This is a genomic window from Pseudomonas cavernae, from assembly GCF_003595175.1.
GTDB lineage: Bacteria > Pseudomonadota > Gammaproteobacteria > Pseudomonadales > Pseudomonadaceae > Aquipseudomonas > Aquipseudomonas cavernae.
In genome coordinates this window covers 198,212-212,327 of record NZ_CP032419.1, presented here as the reverse complement: position 1 = coordinate 212,327, position 14,116 = coordinate 198,212, and the positions used below count along the sequence as shown (strand labels likewise).

Here is a 14,116-nt window from a genome sequence, read left to right as displayed (position 1 = left end):
TATTTTTAACAATAAAGGTGTTGCATCATGTCGGTACCCCCGCGTGCCGTTCAGCTTAACGAAGCGAACGCGTTCCTTAAGGAACATCCTGAGGTCCTGTTCGTCGACCTTCTGATTGCAGATATGAATGGCGTGGTGCGCGGCAAGCGCATCGAACGCACCAGCCTTCACAAGGTTTACGAAAAAGGCATCAATCTCCCCGCCTCTTTGTTTGCCCTGGATATCAACGGCGCGACGGTGGAAAGCACCGGTCTGGGTCTGGATATCGGTGACGCTGACCGTATCTGCTACCCCATCCCCAATACCCTGAGCAATGAGCCTTGGCAGAAGCGCCCGACCGCGCAGCTGCTGATGACCATGCACGAGCTGGAAGGCGCGCCGTTCTTCGCCGACCCGCGGGAAGTATTGCGCCGGGTGGTGCAGAAGTTCGACGAACTGGGCCTGACCATCTGTGCGGCTTTCGAGCTAGAGTTCTACCTGATCGACCAGGAAAACGTGAACGGCCGTCCGCAGCCGCCACGATCGCCGATTTCCGGCAAGCGTCCGCAGTCGACCCAGGTGTATCTGATCGATGACCTCGACGAATACGCCGACTGCCTGCAGGACATCCTCGAAGGCGCCAAGGAGCAAGGCATTCCGGCCGACGCCATCGTCAAGGAAAGCGCCCCGGCGCAATTCGAGGTCAACCTGCATCACGTCGCCGACCCGATCAAGGCCTGCGACTACGCGCTGCTGCTCAAGCGGCTGGTGAAGAACATCGCCTACGACCATGAGATGGACACCACCTTCATGGCCAAGCCCTATCCGGGCCAGGCCGGCAACGGTCTGCACGTGCATGTGTCGATTCTCGACAAGGACGGCAACAACATCTTCGCCAGTGACGACCCCGAGCAGCACGCGCCGCTGCGCCACGCTCTCGGCGGCCTGCTGGAGACCATGCCGGCGTCGATGGCCTTCATCTGCCCGAACGTCAACTCCTACCGCCGCTTCGGTGCGCAGTTCTACGTGCCGAACGCGCCGAGCTGGGGCCTGGACAACCGCACCGTGGCCCTGCGCGTGCCGACCGGCACCGCGGACAACGTGCGCATCGAACACCGCGTCGCCGGTGCCGATGCCAACCCCTACCTGATGATGGCGGCGATCCTCGCCGGCGTGCATCACGGCCTGACCAACAAAGTCGAGCCGGGAGAACCGATCGAGGGCAACTCCTACGAGCAGCTGGAGCAGAGCCTGCCGAACAACCTGCGCGATGCCCTGCGCGAGTTGGACGACAGCGAAGTCCTGGCGCGCTATATCGACCCGCAGTACATCGATATCTTCGTCGCCTGTAAGGAAAGCGAACTGGCCGAGTTCGAACACTCGATCTCGGACCTGGAATACAACTGGTATCTGCACACGGTGTAATGTGTAGTACGGTAGTACCCGACGCCGGCCTTGAGCCGGCGTCGTTTTGTCGGGCCTGCCCGAATTATTCGCCACACCCTTGGCCCCGTCAGGGTTCAGGACTGGCTCGCGGCTAGCGCCAGCCGCCACGCAAGTGCAGCAACTCGAACAAGCGCCAGGCCCGCACGGTGCCGCCCAGCTTGGATAGATGGAACTCATCCGCAGCACCGGGTGGTGCTGCACCTGCTGTGAACTGACACTTAAGGAAGGTCGTCATGTCCCGCTTTCTCGCCCCCCTGCTGTTCGCCTTGACTCCTCTACTGGCCAGCCCGTTGGCGGCCAATGCCGAGGAGCTGATTCGGGTCTACAACTGGACCGACTACATCGCCCCGCAGGTGCTCACGGACTTCGAAAAGGAGACCGGCATCCGCGTCGAGTACCACACCTTCAGCTCCGCCGAAGAATTGGAGAAAATCCTGGCCAGCGGCGAGGCGATCGACGTCGCGGTGCCCACGCACAGCGATCTGCCGGCCCTGATCAAAGCCGGGCGCCTGCAGCCGCTGGAGATGGCCAAACTGCCCAACCGCGCGCATCTGGACAAGCAACTGCTGAACAAGCTCGCGGCGGTCGATCCGCAGCACCGCTATGCGATTCCCTACCTGTGGGGCGCCGTCGGCCTGGCGGTGAATACCCAACTGGCGGAACAAGCCTTCGGTGGCCCGCTCCCCGATAGCTGGAGCCTGTTGTTCGACCCCGAGCAGAGCAAGCGCCTGGCCAGCTGCGGGATCAGCGTTCTGGATGCCCGGGACGAAGTCCTCTCCGTGCTCATGAACTACCAGGGCCGCAGCCTGGCCCACAGCTCGCCGCGGCAGATCAAACGGGCTGGCGGCGTGCTCGATGAGCTGCGCCCGCAGCTCAGGTACGTCGACGGCCAGCGCCAGTTAACCGACCTCAGCAAGGGCGAGCTGTGCCTGTCCCTTACCTGGGTCGGCGACGCCCTGGCCGCCGCCGCGGCCGGCCAGCCGGTGCGCTTCGTGATACCGCAGGAAGGTTCGGCGGTGTTTATCGACAACCTGGTGATTCCCCGCTCGGCCAAGCGTGCCGACCTCGCCCACCGTTTCATCGATTACCTGATGCAACCCAAAGTGGCGGCGCTGATCACCAAGGAAACCCTCTACCCGAGCGGCAATGCCGACGCCAAGGCGTTTCTCGACCCGGCCCTGCGTGAGCAGCCCGGTCTCTATCCGGACCGCGACACCAAGCGCCGCCTGTTCGCCCTGGAAACCCTGCCGGATAAGCAGCGAGTGGTCCGCGACCAGGTGTGGGCGCGTTTTCGCGAAGGCAGTTGAGCCGCCGCGTAGCGCCTCGCCGGCTGCGACAAAGCGGCAGGCAAGCCGCTTGCCCCAGGGTTCGCCGCCCGGTAGGGGCGACGGCCGCAACGGCAGACTTGCTCGCGGCCCCCGGCTGACGTCCAATAGCGGCTCTCAAGGACAGGTGACCGTCATGCCGCGCCCCGCTACCGCCCGCAAGCCCCGCGCCAGCAGCCAGGCGCGTATCGCCGGCATCCTCGCAGCGGCCCGCGCCCTGCTCGCCGAACAGGGCGTGGCCAGCCTGTCGATCTACAGCGTGGCCGAGCGCGCGCAGATCCCGCCGTCCTCGGTCTACCACTTCTTCGCCAGCGTGCCGGCCCTGCTCGAGGCACTCACCGCCGACATCCACGCCGCCTTCCGCGCCTGCCTGCAGGCGCCGGTCGAACACGCCGCGCTGCGCGACTGGCGCGACCTGTCGCGTCTGGTCGAGCAGCGCATGCTGGCGATCTACGCCGCCGACGCCGCCGCCCGCCAACTGATCCTCGCCCAGCACGGCCTCACCGAGGTGACCCAGGCCGACCGTCAGCACGACATCGAGCTCGGCCAGCTGATGCAGGAGCTGTTCGCCCGCCACTTCCAGCTGCCGGCGCTGCCCGAGGACATCGACGTGTTCGCCCTGGCCATGGAGCTCGGCGATCGCGTCTACGCCCGCGCGGTGCAGCTGCACGGCGTCATCACCCCGCGCCTGGGCGAAGAAGGCATGCGCGTGTTCGATGCCTATCTGGGCCTGTACCTGCCGCCCTGCCTGCCGAAAAGAAGCGCGCCACTGGCGTAACGGCGCGGACCGTGGGTAGGTGCAGGCTTCGCCATGGAAACTAAGTCGATATTTATCTGTATTTAAATCGATCATTAGTGGTTGATAGATAAAAACAGCTTCTAAAGCCGATTTTTATCGGCTATAAAATCACCATCCGCCGCCGCCAGTCGGGCGCCACGGCGCTGTCACCGGTCTCTGCTAGGTTCAGAAGACCCCACGGTTCTCATGCATACGAGGTGTTTCATGTCCCGCATCGTTACCGTCGCCGCCACCCAGATGGCCTGCTCCTGGGATCGCGACGCCAACATCGCCACCGCCGAGAAACTGGTGCGCCAGGCCGCCGCCGAGGGCGCGCAGATCATCCTGATCCAGGAACTGTTCGAGACCCCGTACTTCTGCCAGAAGCCCAACGCCGACTACACCCAGCTGGCCACCCTGGTGGAAGAGAACCCGGCCATCGCGCACTTCCAGAAAGTTGCCAAGGAACTGCAGGTGGTGCTGCCGATCAGCTTTTTCGAGCGCGCCGGCCGTGCCCGCTTCAACAGCATCGCGATCATCGACGCCGACGGTCGCAACCTCGGCATTTATCGGAAAAGCCATATTCCGGACGGCCCCGGCTACCACGAGAAGTACTACTTCAACCCGGGCGACACCGGCTTCAAGGTGTGGGACACCCGCTACGCCAAGATCGGCGTGGGCATCTGCTGGGATCAGTGGTACCCCGAGTGCGCGCGCAGCATGGCCCTGCTCGGCGCCGAGATCCTGTTCTACCCGACCGCCATCGGCAGCGAGCCGCATGACCCGACCATCACCTCGCGCGAGCACTGGCAGCGCGTGCAGCAGGGTCACGCCGGCGCCAACCTGATGCCGCTGGTGGCCAGCAACCGCATCGGCCGCGAAGACCAGGACGGCTACCACATCACCTTCTACGGTTCGTCGTTCATCGCCGACCAGTTCGGGGCGAAAATGCAGGAGCTCAATGAAACCGAGGAAGGCGTGCTGGTGCAGCGCTTCGAGCTCGACGAACTGGAGAAGGTCCGCAGCGCCTGGGGCGTGTTCCGCGACCGCCGGCCGAACCTCTACGGGCCGATTGCCAGCCTCGACGGCGAAAACCCGTCGAAGTGAGGTCACGGCCGTAGGATGGGTTGAGCGCAGCGATACCCATCGCATCGGCCGCGCGGGTATCGCTACGCTCCACCCACCCTACGAGTTCGCAACCATGACCACCCTCAACAGCACCCCGCGCGCCGACGGCTTCCGCATGCCGGCCGAGTGGGAACCCCACAGCCAGACCTGGATGGTCTGGCCCGAGCGCCCGGACAACTGGCGCCTCGGCGGCAAGCCGGCGCAGGCCGCCTTCAGCGCGGTGGCCAAGGCCATCGCGCGCTTCGAACCGGTCACCGTCTGCGTGTCCGCCGGGCAGTACGAAAACGCCCGCGCACGGCTGGATGACAGCAATATCCGCCTGGTCGAGATCAGCACCGACGACGCCTGGGTGCGCGACACCGGGCCGACCTTCGTGGTCGACGACCAGGGCGGCGTGCGTGGCGTGGACTGGAGCTTCAACGCCTGGGGCGGCTTCGACGGCGGCCTCTACGCACCCTGGCAACGCGACGACCAGGTGGCCAGCAAGATCCTCGAGATCGAGCGCTGCGCCCGCTACCGCACCGAAGGCTTCGTGCTCGAGGGCGGCTCGATCCACGTCGACGGCGAAGGCACGCTGATCACCACCGAGGAATGCCTGCTCAACCGCAATCGCAACCCGCAGCTGTCGCGCGAGCAGATCGAAGCCATGCTGCGCACGCACCTGGCCATCGACACCGTGATCTGGCTGCCGGACGGCCTGTTCAACGACGAAACCGACGGCCACGTCGACAACTTCTGCTGCTACGTGCGCCCCGGCGAAGTGCTGCTGGCCTGGACCGACGACCCGGCCGACCCCAACTACCCGCGCTGCCAGGCCGCCATGCGCGTGCTGGAGACGGCGCGCGACGCCAAGGGCCGGCCCTTCATCGTGCACAAGATGCCGATCCCCGGGCCGATCCATGCCAGCGCCGCGGAATGTGCCGATGTCGATCGGGTTGCCGGCACCCAGGACCGCGACCCGGCGATTCGCTTGGCCGGCTCCTACGTCAACTTCCTGATCGTCAACGGCGGCATCATCGCGCCGAGCTTCGATGATCCCCAGGACGAGGAAGCCCGCGCGATCCTGCAGCAGCTGTTCCCCGAGCACCAGGTGGTGATGGTGCCGGGGCGCGAGATCCTGCTCGGCGGCGGCAATATCCACTGCATCACCCAGCAGCAGCCGGCGCCGCAACGGCGCTGAGTCCTCGTAGGGTGGGTTAGGCGCGCTCAGGGCGCCTTCCCGCACGAAGAACTTTCTCGCGCCGTAACCCACCGAGCGGAGTCAATCCGGACACCGCCGGTGGGTTACGCGGCGCACAGCCTTTGCGGGGCATGACAGCAGGTGCGCTGCGCCGCTAACCCACCCTACGAATCGGCAAAACGCCAACGCCCGCGGTCAGTGCTGACCGCGGGCGTTGCCGTTTTTACCCTTAGGAGATAAGGCTCAGGCCACCACGATCTGGTTCTTGCCCTGGCGTTTGGCCCGGTACATCGCCGCGTCGGCGCGGGCGTAAAGGCTGTCCAGGGACTGGTCCTCGGCGCTCAGGCTGGTCAAGCCCTGGCTCACCGTGACCCGGAATTCCTGGCTGTCCTGAACAAAATGCAGGCGCTGCACCTCGCGCTGCAGGCGCTCGGCGATCTGCTCGGCGAGGATCGACTCGCAGCGCGGCAGCACCGCGGCGAACTCCTCGCCACCGATGCGGCCGAACAGATCGCCACGGCGCAGGGCATTGGCGCCGCATTCGGCGATGCGCTGCAGCACTTGATCGCCCATCTGGTGACCGTAGGTGTCGTTGATGTGCTTGAAGTCATCCAGGTCGAGCAGCAGGAACGCCAGTGGCGCCTCGCTCTGCCGCGCCGCCGCGAACTCGCGCTGGGCGCACTCGAAGAAGTGCCGGCGGTTGCAGCTCTGGGTCAGCACGTCGGTGGTGGCCAGGCGCTGCAGCTCGCCCTCGAGCAGCTTCTTGTCGGTGATGTCCTCGGCGATGCCGACCAGGATCAGCGGCTGACCGCAGTCGGCCTGGCGGCTGACGAAGCATTTGTCGCTGAGCCAGCGCAGCTGCCCATCGCCGCGCAGGATGCGGTATTCGCGCGCCTCTACGGCGCCCGTGTCGAGCACCTGGGCGAGGGTCTCGGCGGCATAGTCCATGTCGTCGGGGTAGATGCTGTTCAGCCACTCGCCGTAGTCGGCCAGCAGCAGCGCCGCGGAACGACCGAATACCTGCTCATAGGCCGGGCTGACGTAAATCATCCGCCGCGCCTGCCAATCGAAGGCCCACAACACAGCATTGACGCCGCCCAGCAGGGTGCTGAACAGCTGCTCGCGCTCACGTAGGCGCTCGACCTCGGCGCGACTGTGCAGCAAGGCCAAGGTCAGCTCCTCAAGCTCCGGCGGGAGGGGTGCTTTCTCGTCCATTGGACGCCTCCACCTGAACAGTTCTGGTGCGTTGCCTGAAGCATACCGCCGGAATGTACAGGGCAAAAAAAAGCCCGCCGAACGGCAGGCTTTTTGCTATCGCAGTGCTCCGTAGCAATGGCGGGTTACGCCGCCACGCGGCTAACCCGCCCTACGCCAGGGCGGCCGGACGCAGCGAATAGGTCTTCAACTGCTCGGCGAAATCGCGCAGCGACTGGATGCCGCTGGCCTCGGCGTCGTGCACCCAGAGCTTGATCGCGTCGAGCATGTCGTGACCGTTGGCGCTGGTCTTGACCCAGATCTGTTGCAGCGCCAGACGCTTCTCGTAGATCACCTTGAGCGCCTGGCTCTGCGCCAGCAGGTCGGCGATGCGCGCCTGGTGGCGCTCCTCCAGCAGGCTGGTTTCGCGCGACAGCAGGCGCTTGGCGCGGCGGAACAGATGGCGCACCGACTCGTCGGCCTTGGCCAGCTCCTGCTTGACCAGCGGCGCGATCACCAGCTTGCGGTACTGCGCCATGATCTGGAAGCGGTTGTTGAGGATGGCCATGGCGGTATCCATGTCCAGGTTGCCCTTGCCGGCCACCCGGTGGGCGATCGGCGCCACGCGCTGCACCTTGGCCAGGCCGAACAGGCTGAACAGCTTGATCCAGGCGTAGCCCATGTCGAACTCCCACTTCTTCACCGACAGCTTGGCCGAGTTCGGGTAGGTGTGGTGGTTGTTGTGCAGCTCTTCGCCGCCGATCAGGATGCCCCAGGGCACGAGATTGGTGGCGGCGTCGCGGCACTCGAAGTTGCGGTAGCCGAGGGCATGGCCGAGGCCATTGATCACACCGGCGGCCCACACCGGAATCCACATCATCTGCACCGCCCAGACGGTCATGCCGAGCACGCCGAACAGGGCCAGATCGATGATCGCCATCAGCGTCACGCCGCCGATCGGGAAGCGCGAGTAGAGGTTGCGCTCGATCCAGTCTTCCGGGCAGTTCTTGCCGTAGATGCGCAGGGTTTCCTGGTTCTTCGCCTCTTCCTGATACAGCTCGGCGCCCTTGCGTAGTACGGTGCCAAGGCCCTTGATCACCGGGCTGTGCGGGTCATCGACGGTCTCGCATTTGGCGTGATGCTTGCGGTGGATGGCGGTCCACTCGCGGGTGTTCTGGCCGGTGGTCAGCCACAGCCAGAAGCGGAAGAAGTGCTTGAGCGCCGGGTGCAGTTCCAGCGCGCGGTGCGCCGAGTAGCGGTGCAGATAGACGGTGACCGACACGATGGTGACGTGGGTCATCAGCAGGGTAACCGCCAGCAGTTGCCAGGCCGACAGGTCGAGTAAACCGTTGTACCACATAGAGAATATTGCCTCGGGGAAAATGAGCCGACGGTTTGTTCTTATGCGCCAAACCTGCCGGCATTATCGCTGACTTAGGGCAGAAAACCAGTCTGGCGTTTAGATCAGAATATGTCCCGCAAAGCCGCATCTATACTGCCCTGCATCACCCGGAAGTGTTCCCGCGCATGACTCAGCTCACCACCCCCTGGCGCCTAACCCTGATCTATCTGGTCCTCGCCTGCCTGTGGATCTTTCTCAGTGATTTCCTCCTGAGTGCCCAGTCTTTCGACACCACCTCTGTCAAAGCGCTGCAACTGCTCAAAGGCCTGCTGTTCGTCGGCCTCACCGCGTTGCTGCTGTACGGGGTCCTGCGCGTCAATGAACGCCACCAGCAGAACCATTTGGACATCCTCCAGCAGCACAGCGAACGCCTGCGCCAGGCCGCGGCGGTATTCGAATCGACCCAGGAAGGCGTGCTGGTGACCGACCAGCACTCATGCATCATTCACGTCAACCCGACCTTCACCCGCATCACCGGCTATGAAGCGATCGAAGCGCTCGGCCAGAACCCGCGCCTGCTCAAGTCCGGGCGCCACGATGCGGCGTTCTATCAGGAACTGTTCCGCGTTCTGGCGAAACACGGAGTGTGGAGCGGCGAGATCTGGAATCGCCGCAAGAACGGCGAGATCTATCCGCAGTGGCACTGCATCCGCGCCATCCACGACGAAGCCGGCGCCGTCAGCAACTATGTCGCGGTGTTTTCCGACATCAGCGCGATCAAGCGCTCGCAACACGAACTGGACCATCTGGCCCACCACGACCCGCTCTGCGACCTGCCCAACCGCCTGCTGTTCACCGACCGCGTCGGCCATGCGCTGGAGCGCATCCGCCAGACCCAGCACGGCGGTGCAGTGCTGGTACTCGACCTCGACCACTTCAAGCACATCAACGACAGCCTCGGCCACAACTTCGGCGACCAGCTGCTCAAGCAGGTCGGCGAGCGCCTCGGCCAGTTTCTGGATGACGACATGACTCTGGCGCGCATCGGCGGCGACGAGTTCGCCGTGCTCTGCGAGGACTGCGCGCAGCCGGAACAGGCCGCCGCCCTCGCCGAGCAACTGCTGGAAGCGCTGCGCACGCCGTTTCGCCTCGATAGCCAGGAATACGTCATCGGCGCCAGCATCGGCATCAGCCTCTACCCCGGCGATGCGCAGAGCGTCGATCAACTGATGCGCAACGCCGACTCGGCGCTGTTCAAGGCCAAGAACAGCGGCCGCGAGACCTTCGCCTTCTACAGCCAGGAGCTCACCGAGCGCTCGCGCCAGCTGGTCGAACTGGCCACAGCGCTGCGCCAGGCCCTGGATCAGCAGCAGCTGTGCGCCTTCTTCCAGCCGATCATCGACCTGCACAGCGACCGGGTGGTCGGCGCCGAGGCGCTGGTGCGTTGGCAGCATCCGCAACGCGGCCTGGTGCCGCCCGGCGAGTTCATCCCGATCGCCGAGAAAAGCGGCCTGATCGGTGCCATCGACATCTGGATGCTCGAGCAGGCCTGCCGCCAGCTGTGCGCCTGGCGTGCGCAAGGGCTGGGCCTGGAATTCGTCGCGGTGAACATTTCCAGCCGCCTGTTCTGCCGCGGCGAACTCGACCTGCAGGTCGCCCGCATTCTCGCCGCCACCGGCCTGGCGCCAGAGCGCCTGGAGCTGGAGATCACCGAAAGTGCGGTGATGCTCGACCCGGACGCCGCGCTGGACATGATGCAGCGCCTGCGCCAGCTCGGCGTGCACCTGGCGATCGACGATTTCGGCACCGGCTACTCGTCGCTGACGCGGCTGAAGAACATGCCGGTGCACAAGCTGAAACTCGACCAGGGCTTCGTCCGCGGCCTGCCGCAGGACAACGACGACCTGGCGATCGCCCGCTCGGTGATCACCCTCGGCCACAGCCTCGGCCTCAAGGTCCTGGCCGAAGGCATCGAGCAGCCGGAACAGGCGGAAACGCTCCGCCATCTCGGCTGCAACCTGGGCCAGGGCTATCTGTTCGGCCGCCCGCAACCGGCCGCGGACTGGCCCCGGCCGGGCTGAGGCCGACGTTCAACGCCGCGGCCTGCTCACCCGCTCTGCAGGTCGAAGATGCGGACGCACTCAGTGTCTTGGGCAAACCGTAGGAGCGAATTTATTCGCGATGGCGGGCAACACGCAGTCGCTCTTTCGCGGATAAATCCGCTCCTACCGGGTTGTGCTCGCGAGCGCTCAGAGCTTGGCGATCGACACCTCGGTGGATTTGACGAAGGCGATCACCTCGCTGCCGACGCCGAGCTCCAACTCCTTCACCGAACGGGTGGTGATCACCGAAGTGACGATGCCGGCCGCGGTCTGCACGTCGATTTCCGACAGCACGTCGCCGAGGACGATTTCCTTGATGGCGCCCTTGAACTGGTTGCGCACGTTGATGGCTTTGATGGTCATGGCGTTTCTCCTAGCGGTCGAAGGATTCGAGCCACGGATATCGCGGCCCGTAGGGTGGAAAACCGCGAAGCGTTTTCCACCGGAGGTGGTGGATGCACACAGCGGCATCCACCCTACAGCGCCCAGCGCAATTGCGTGGGCAATGGTGAAACGGGTTCCGGCGCCGGTGGCAGCGAAGGCTGCGCCAGCACGCGGTTGAGCACCTGCTCTTCCAGCGCGGCCAGGCGCGCCGAGCCGCGGGCCCGCGGACGCGCCAGGGCGACCGGCAGATCGAGGCCGATCCGACCGTCCTCGATGAGGATCACCCGGTCGGCTATGGCCACCGCCTCGCTGACGTCGTGAGTGACCAGCAACACGGTGAAGCCGTGCTGCTGCCACAGGCGTTCGATCAGTTGCTGCATCTCGATGCGGGTCAGCGCATCCAGCGCGCCGAGCGGCTCGTCGAGCAGCAGCAGGCGTGGCTGGTGGATCAGCGCGCGGGCCAGGGCCACGCGCTGCTTCTGGCCGCCGGACAGCGCCGCCGGCCATTCCTGCGCCCGGTCGGCCAGACCGACCGCTTCGAGGGCCTGCTGGGCCCGCGGCCGCCAGTCGCCGGAGAGGCCCAGGCCGACGTTGTCGATCACCCGCTTCCAGGGCAGCAGACGGGCATCCTGGAACATCAGGCGGGTATCCTCGCGGACCTCGGCGAGCTGCGCCGAGCCGGCCAGCAGCGCGCCGCTGCTCGGCTGATCGAGGCCGGCCAGCAGACGCAGCAGGGTGCTCTTGCCGCAACCGCTGCGGCCGACCACGGCGACGAACTGGCCGGCCGGGATCAGCAGGTCGATGTCCTTGATGACCTGGCGCTCGCCGAAGTCCTTGCGCAGTCCGCGCAGCGCCAGGGGAATGCCGCGCTTGAGCTGTTGTGGCGGATTGAAGGCGGTCATGCCGCACCTCCCTTGTGCAGCTGATAGGCCGGGTGCCAGCGCAGCCAGATGCGCTCCAGCCCACGGGCGGCGAGGTCGGCCAGCTTGCCGAGCACGGCGTAGAGCAGGATCGCCAGCACCACCACGTCGGTCTGCAGGAACTCGCGGGCGTTCATCGCCAGGTAGCCGATGCCGGCGCTGGCGGAAATGGTCTCGGCGACGATCAGGGTCAGCCACATGAAGCCGAGGGCGAAGCGCACGCCGACCAGGATCGACGGCAGCGCGCCGGGCAACACCACCTGGCGGAACAGGGCGAAGCCGCTCAGGCCGTAGCTGCGCGCCATCTCCAACAGCGCCGGGTCGACGTTGCGGATGCCGTGGTAGGTGTTGAGGTAGATGGGGAACAGCGTGCCGAGGGCGACCAGGAAGATCTTCGCCGACTCGTCGATGCCGAACCACAGGATCACCAGCGGGATCAGCGCCAGGTGCGGCACGTTGCGCAGCATCTGCACCGAGCTGTCGAGCAGGCGTTCGCCCCAGGTCGACAGGCCGGTGATGAAACCGAGCAGCAGACCGAGCGCGCCGCCGATGACGAAGCCGAGGCCGGCGCGCCAGCCGCTGATCGCCAGGTGCTGCCAGAGTTCGCCGCTCTGCACCAGTTGCACGCCGGCGGCGAGCACCGCGCTGGGCGCCGGCAGGATGCGCGTCGACAGCCAGCCGGCCACGACGGCCAGCTGCCAGGCGGCCAGCAGCGCCAGGGGCAGGGCCCAGGGCGCCAGGCGGCGACCGATGTGTTGTAGCGTTTGCGGGGTCATGCTTAACGCTCCTTTTCCTTCAGTTCGTAACGAGGGGTAGGCCGCCGGGCTGACCGGCCGCCCTCTCCCCCGGCCCCTCTCCCCCTCTCCATAAAAAGAAGGGGGCGAGGGGAGTTCATTCGTGCGCGCCCCTACCACTCGGCTCGCCGGCCGCGCTGTCCAGCTCCCTCTCCCATTCATGGGAGAGGGTCGGGGAGAGGGTGCTTTTCCGCGCGCCCCTCAACTCGCCGAGGCCGCCTTGGGCAGCACGTCGTTGGCCACCATCTCGCCGAACGGGCTGATGTAGCCGCGCCCTTCCGGCTGCGCCGGGCGCGCCACGTCGAGGTGCGGGAACAGCAGCTCGGCGACCCGGTAGGCCTCTTCCAGGTGCGGGTAGCCAGAGAAGATGAAGGTGTCGATGCCGAGCTCCGCATACTCCTTGACCCGCGCCGCCACGGTCGGGCCGTCGCCGACCAGCGCGGTGCCGGCACCGCCACGCACCAGGCCGACGCCGGCCCAGAGGTTCGGCGAGACTTCCAGGTGGTCCTTGCTGCCGCCGTGCAGGGCGGCCATGCGCTGCTGGCCGACCGAATCGAAGCGCGCCAGCGACGCCTGGGCGCGGGCGATGGTGTCGTCGTCGAGGTGGCTGATCAGCCGGTCGGCGGCGACCCAGGCCTCCGCGTTGGTCTCGCGGACGATCACGTGCAGGCGGATGCCGAAGCGCACTTCGCGGCCCTGCGCGGCGGCCTTGGCGCGCACCTGGGCGATCTTCTCGGCGACCGCGGCCGGCGGCTCGCCCCAGGTCAGGTACAGCTCGACCTGCTCGGCGGCCAGATCCTGCGCGGCGTCCGAAGAGCCGCCGAAGTACAGCGGCGGGCGCGGTTGCTGGATCGGCGGGTAGAGCAGCTTGGCGCCCTGCACTTGCAGGTGCTTGCCGGCGTAGTCGACGGTCTCGCCTTCCAGCACGCGGCGCCAGATGCGGGTGAATTCGACCGCGGCCTCGTAGCGCTCCTCGTGGTTCAGGTGCAGACCGTCGCCGGCCAGCTCGTCCGGGTCGCCGCCGGTGACCAGGTTGAACAGCGCGCGGCCGTTCGACAGGCGGTCGAGGGTCGCCGCCTGCCGCGCCGCCACTGTCGGCGAGATGATCCCCGGACGCAGGGCGACGAGGAACTTCAGGCGCTGGGTGACCGGGATCAGCGAGGCGGCGACCAGCCAGGAGTCCTCGCAGGAACGCCCGGTGGGAATCAGCACGCCGCCGAAGCCGAGGCGGTCGGCGGCCTGGGCGATCTGTTGCAGGTAGCCGTGGTCGACCGCGCGTGCGCCTTCGGCGGTGCCCAGGTAGTGGCCGTCGCCGTGGGTCGGCAGGAACCAGAAAAGGTTGAGGCTCATGGAGTGGTCTCCTTCGTCATGCGTAGCCCGGATGCAATCCGGGGGCTTGGTGGTTGTCCCGGATGGCATCCGGGCTACGGTCCTTGATCGTGCTGGGCGAGGGTCCGTCCCTCTCCCGGCCCTGCGGGCCACCCTCTCCCATGAATGGGAGAGGGAATGTTCGAGCCCATCCCCCCGACGCTGAGCCGGAAGCT

At 66.2% G+C, this 14,116-nt stretch carries 13 protein-coding genes; 6 read left to right on the top strand and 7 right to left on the bottom strand.

Going from position 1 to position 14,116, the window contains the following annotated elements; genetic code table 11:
• Nucleotides 1-27: 27 nt before the first annotated feature.
• Complete coding sequence (locus tag D3880_RS00965; protein WP_119891677.1) at nucleotides 28-1,404, top strand: glutamine synthetase family protein; 1,377 nt, start codon at nucleotides 28-30, stop codon at nucleotides 1,402-1,404.
• A 112-nt stretch (nucleotides 1,405-1,516) separates the two neighbouring features.
• Here the strand turns inward: D3880_RS00965 and D3880_RS22590 are convergent, their stop codons facing one another.
• Nucleotides 1,517-1,660 (bottom strand): hypothetical protein, encoded by a 144-nt coding sequence (locus D3880_RS22590; protein WP_162934916.1) that lies wholly within the window; start codon nucleotides 1,658-1,660, stop codon nucleotides 1,517-1,519.
• Between D3880_RS22590 and D3880_RS00960 the strand changes: the two genes are divergently transcribed.
• The 4 genes from D3880_RS00960 to aguA all read left to right on the top strand — a co-directional run bounded on the left by D3880_RS00960 (nucleotide 1,659) and on the right by aguA (nucleotide 5,836).
• Nucleotides 1,659-2,732 (top strand): polyamine ABC transporter substrate-binding protein, encoded by a 1,074-nt coding sequence (locus D3880_RS00960; RefSeq protein ID WP_119891676.1) that lies wholly within the window; start codon nucleotides 1,659-1,661, stop codon nucleotides 2,730-2,732. The two genes, D3880_RS22590 and D3880_RS00960, sit on opposite strands and share 2 nt — an antisense overlap.
• 154 nt (nucleotides 2,733-2,886) lie before the next feature.
• The gene (locus D3880_RS00955) at nucleotides 2,887-3,528 is read left to right on the top strand and encodes a TetR/AcrR family transcriptional regulator (RefSeq protein ID WP_119891675.1); all 642 of its coding nucleotides are present in this window, start codon (nucleotides 2,887-2,889) and stop codon (nucleotides 3,526-3,528) included.
• 225 nt (nucleotides 3,529-3,753) lie between these two features.
• Nucleotides 3,754-4,635 (top strand): N-carbamoylputrescine amidase, encoded by an 882-nt coding sequence (gene aguB, locus D3880_RS00950; protein WP_119891674.1) that lies wholly within the window; start codon nucleotides 3,754-3,756, stop codon nucleotides 4,633-4,635.
• Between the two features lie 94 nt (nucleotides 4,636-4,729).
• Complete coding sequence (gene aguA / locus D3880_RS00945) at nucleotides 4,730-5,836, top strand: agmatine deiminase (protein ID WP_119891673.1); 1,107 nt, start codon at nucleotides 4,730-4,732, stop codon at nucleotides 5,834-5,836.
• Between the two features lie 243 nt (nucleotides 5,837-6,079).
• On the opposite strand, the gene D3880_RS00940 is transcribed toward aguA, so the two are convergent.
• Complete coding sequence (locus tag D3880_RS00940; protein WP_119891672.1) at nucleotides 6,080-7,051, bottom strand: GGDEF domain-containing protein; 972 nt, start codon at nucleotides 7,049-7,051, stop codon at nucleotides 6,080-6,082.
• 151 nt (nucleotides 7,052-7,202) lie between these two features.
• The gene (gene desA, locus D3880_RS00935) at nucleotides 7,203-8,390 is read right to left on the bottom strand and encodes a delta-9 fatty acid desaturase DesA (RefSeq protein ID WP_119891671.1); all 1,188 of its coding nucleotides are present in this window, start codon (nucleotides 8,388-8,390) and stop codon (nucleotides 7,203-7,205) included.
• A gap of 167 nt (nucleotides 8,391-8,557) precedes the next feature.
• Here desA and dibA point away from each other — a divergent pair, with 167 nt between their 5' ends.
• Nucleotides 8,558-10,453, top strand: coding sequence for a phosphodiesterase DibA (gene dibA, locus D3880_RS00930; RefSeq protein ID WP_119891670.1), 1,896 nt, complete (start codon nucleotides 8,558-8,560; stop codon nucleotides 10,451-10,453).
• A gap of 168 nt (nucleotides 10,454-10,621) precedes the next feature.
• On the opposite strand, the gene D3880_RS00925 is transcribed toward dibA, so the two are convergent.
• The 4 genes from D3880_RS00925 to ssuD form a co-directional block, all read right to left on the bottom strand.
• Complete coding sequence (locus D3880_RS00925) at nucleotides 10,622-10,837, bottom strand: TOBE domain-containing protein (protein ID WP_119891669.1); 216 nt, start codon at nucleotides 10,835-10,837, stop codon at nucleotides 10,622-10,624.
• Between the two features lie 113 nt (nucleotides 10,838-10,950).
• Nucleotides 10,951-11,760, bottom strand: coding sequence for an aliphatic sulfonates ABC transporter ATP-binding protein (gene ssuB, locus D3880_RS00920; protein ID WP_119891668.1), 810 nt, complete (start codon nucleotides 11,758-11,760; stop codon nucleotides 10,951-10,953).
• Nucleotides 11,757-12,554 carry an aliphatic sulfonate ABC transporter permease SsuC gene (ssuC, locus tag D3880_RS00915; protein WP_119891667.1) on the bottom strand — a complete coding sequence of 266 codons (798 nt, stop codon included), beginning with the start codon at nucleotides 12,552-12,554 and terminating at the stop codon, nucleotides 11,757-11,759. Before ssuC ends, ssuB begins: the two co-directional genes overlap by 4 nt.
• A gap of 219 nt (nucleotides 12,555-12,773) precedes the next feature.
• Nucleotides 12,774-13,922 (bottom strand): FMNH2-dependent alkanesulfonate monooxygenase, encoded by a 1,149-nt coding sequence (ssuD, locus tag D3880_RS00910; protein ID WP_119891666.1) that lies wholly within the window; start codon nucleotides 13,920-13,922, stop codon nucleotides 12,774-12,776.
• Nucleotides 13,923-14,116: the final 194 nt, after the last annotated feature.

Excerpts from the sequence above, each read along its gene's own strand:
- D3880_RS00940 (WP_119891672.1), bottom strand. The coding sequence starts at position 7,051 with ATGGACGAGAAAGCACCCCTCCCGCCGGAGCTTGAGGAGCTGACCTTG.
- D3880_RS00960 (WP_119891676.1), top strand. The coding sequence starts at position 1,659 with ATGTCCCGCTTTCTCGCCCCCCTGCTGTTCGCCTTGACTCCTCTACTG.
- D3880_RS00955 (WP_119891675.1), top strand. The coding sequence starts at position 2,887 with ATGCCGCGCCCCGCTACCGCCCGCAAGCCCCGCGCCAGCAGCCAGGCG.
- ssuD (WP_119891666.1), bottom strand. The coding sequence starts at position 13,922 with ATGAGCCTCAACCTTTTCTGGTTCCTGCCGACCCACGGCGACGGCCAC.
- ssuB (WP_119891668.1), bottom strand. The coding sequence starts at position 11,760 with ATGACCGCCTTCAATCCGCCACAACAGCTCAAGCGCGGCATTCCCCTG.
- dibA (WP_119891670.1), top strand. The coding sequence starts at position 8,558 with ATGACTCAGCTCACCACCCCCTGGCGCCTAACCCTGATCTATCTGGTC.
- D3880_RS00925 (WP_119891669.1), bottom strand. The coding sequence starts at position 10,837 with ATGACCATCAAAGCCATCAACGTGCGCAACCAGTTCAAGGGCGCCATC.
- D3880_RS22590 (WP_162934916.1), bottom strand. The coding sequence starts at position 1,660 with ATGACGACCTTCCTTAAGTGTCAGTTCACAGCAGGTGCAGCACCACCC.
- aguA (WP_119891673.1), top strand. The coding sequence starts at position 4,730 with ATGACCACCCTCAACAGCACCCCGCGCGCCGACGGCTTCCGCATGCCG.
- ssuC (WP_119891667.1), bottom strand. The coding sequence starts at position 12,554 with ATGACCCCGCAAACGCTACAACACATCGGTCGCCGCCTGGCGCCCTGG.
- desA (WP_119891671.1), bottom strand. The coding sequence starts at position 8,390 with ATGTGGTACAACGGTTTACTCGACCTGTCGGCCTGGCAACTGCTGGCG.
- aguB (WP_119891674.1), top strand. The coding sequence starts at position 3,754 with ATGTCCCGCATCGTTACCGTCGCCGCCACCCAGATGGCCTGCTCCTGG.
- D3880_RS00965 (WP_119891677.1), top strand. The coding sequence starts at position 28 with ATGTCGGTACCCCCGCGTGCCGTTCAGCTTAACGAAGCGAACGCGTTC.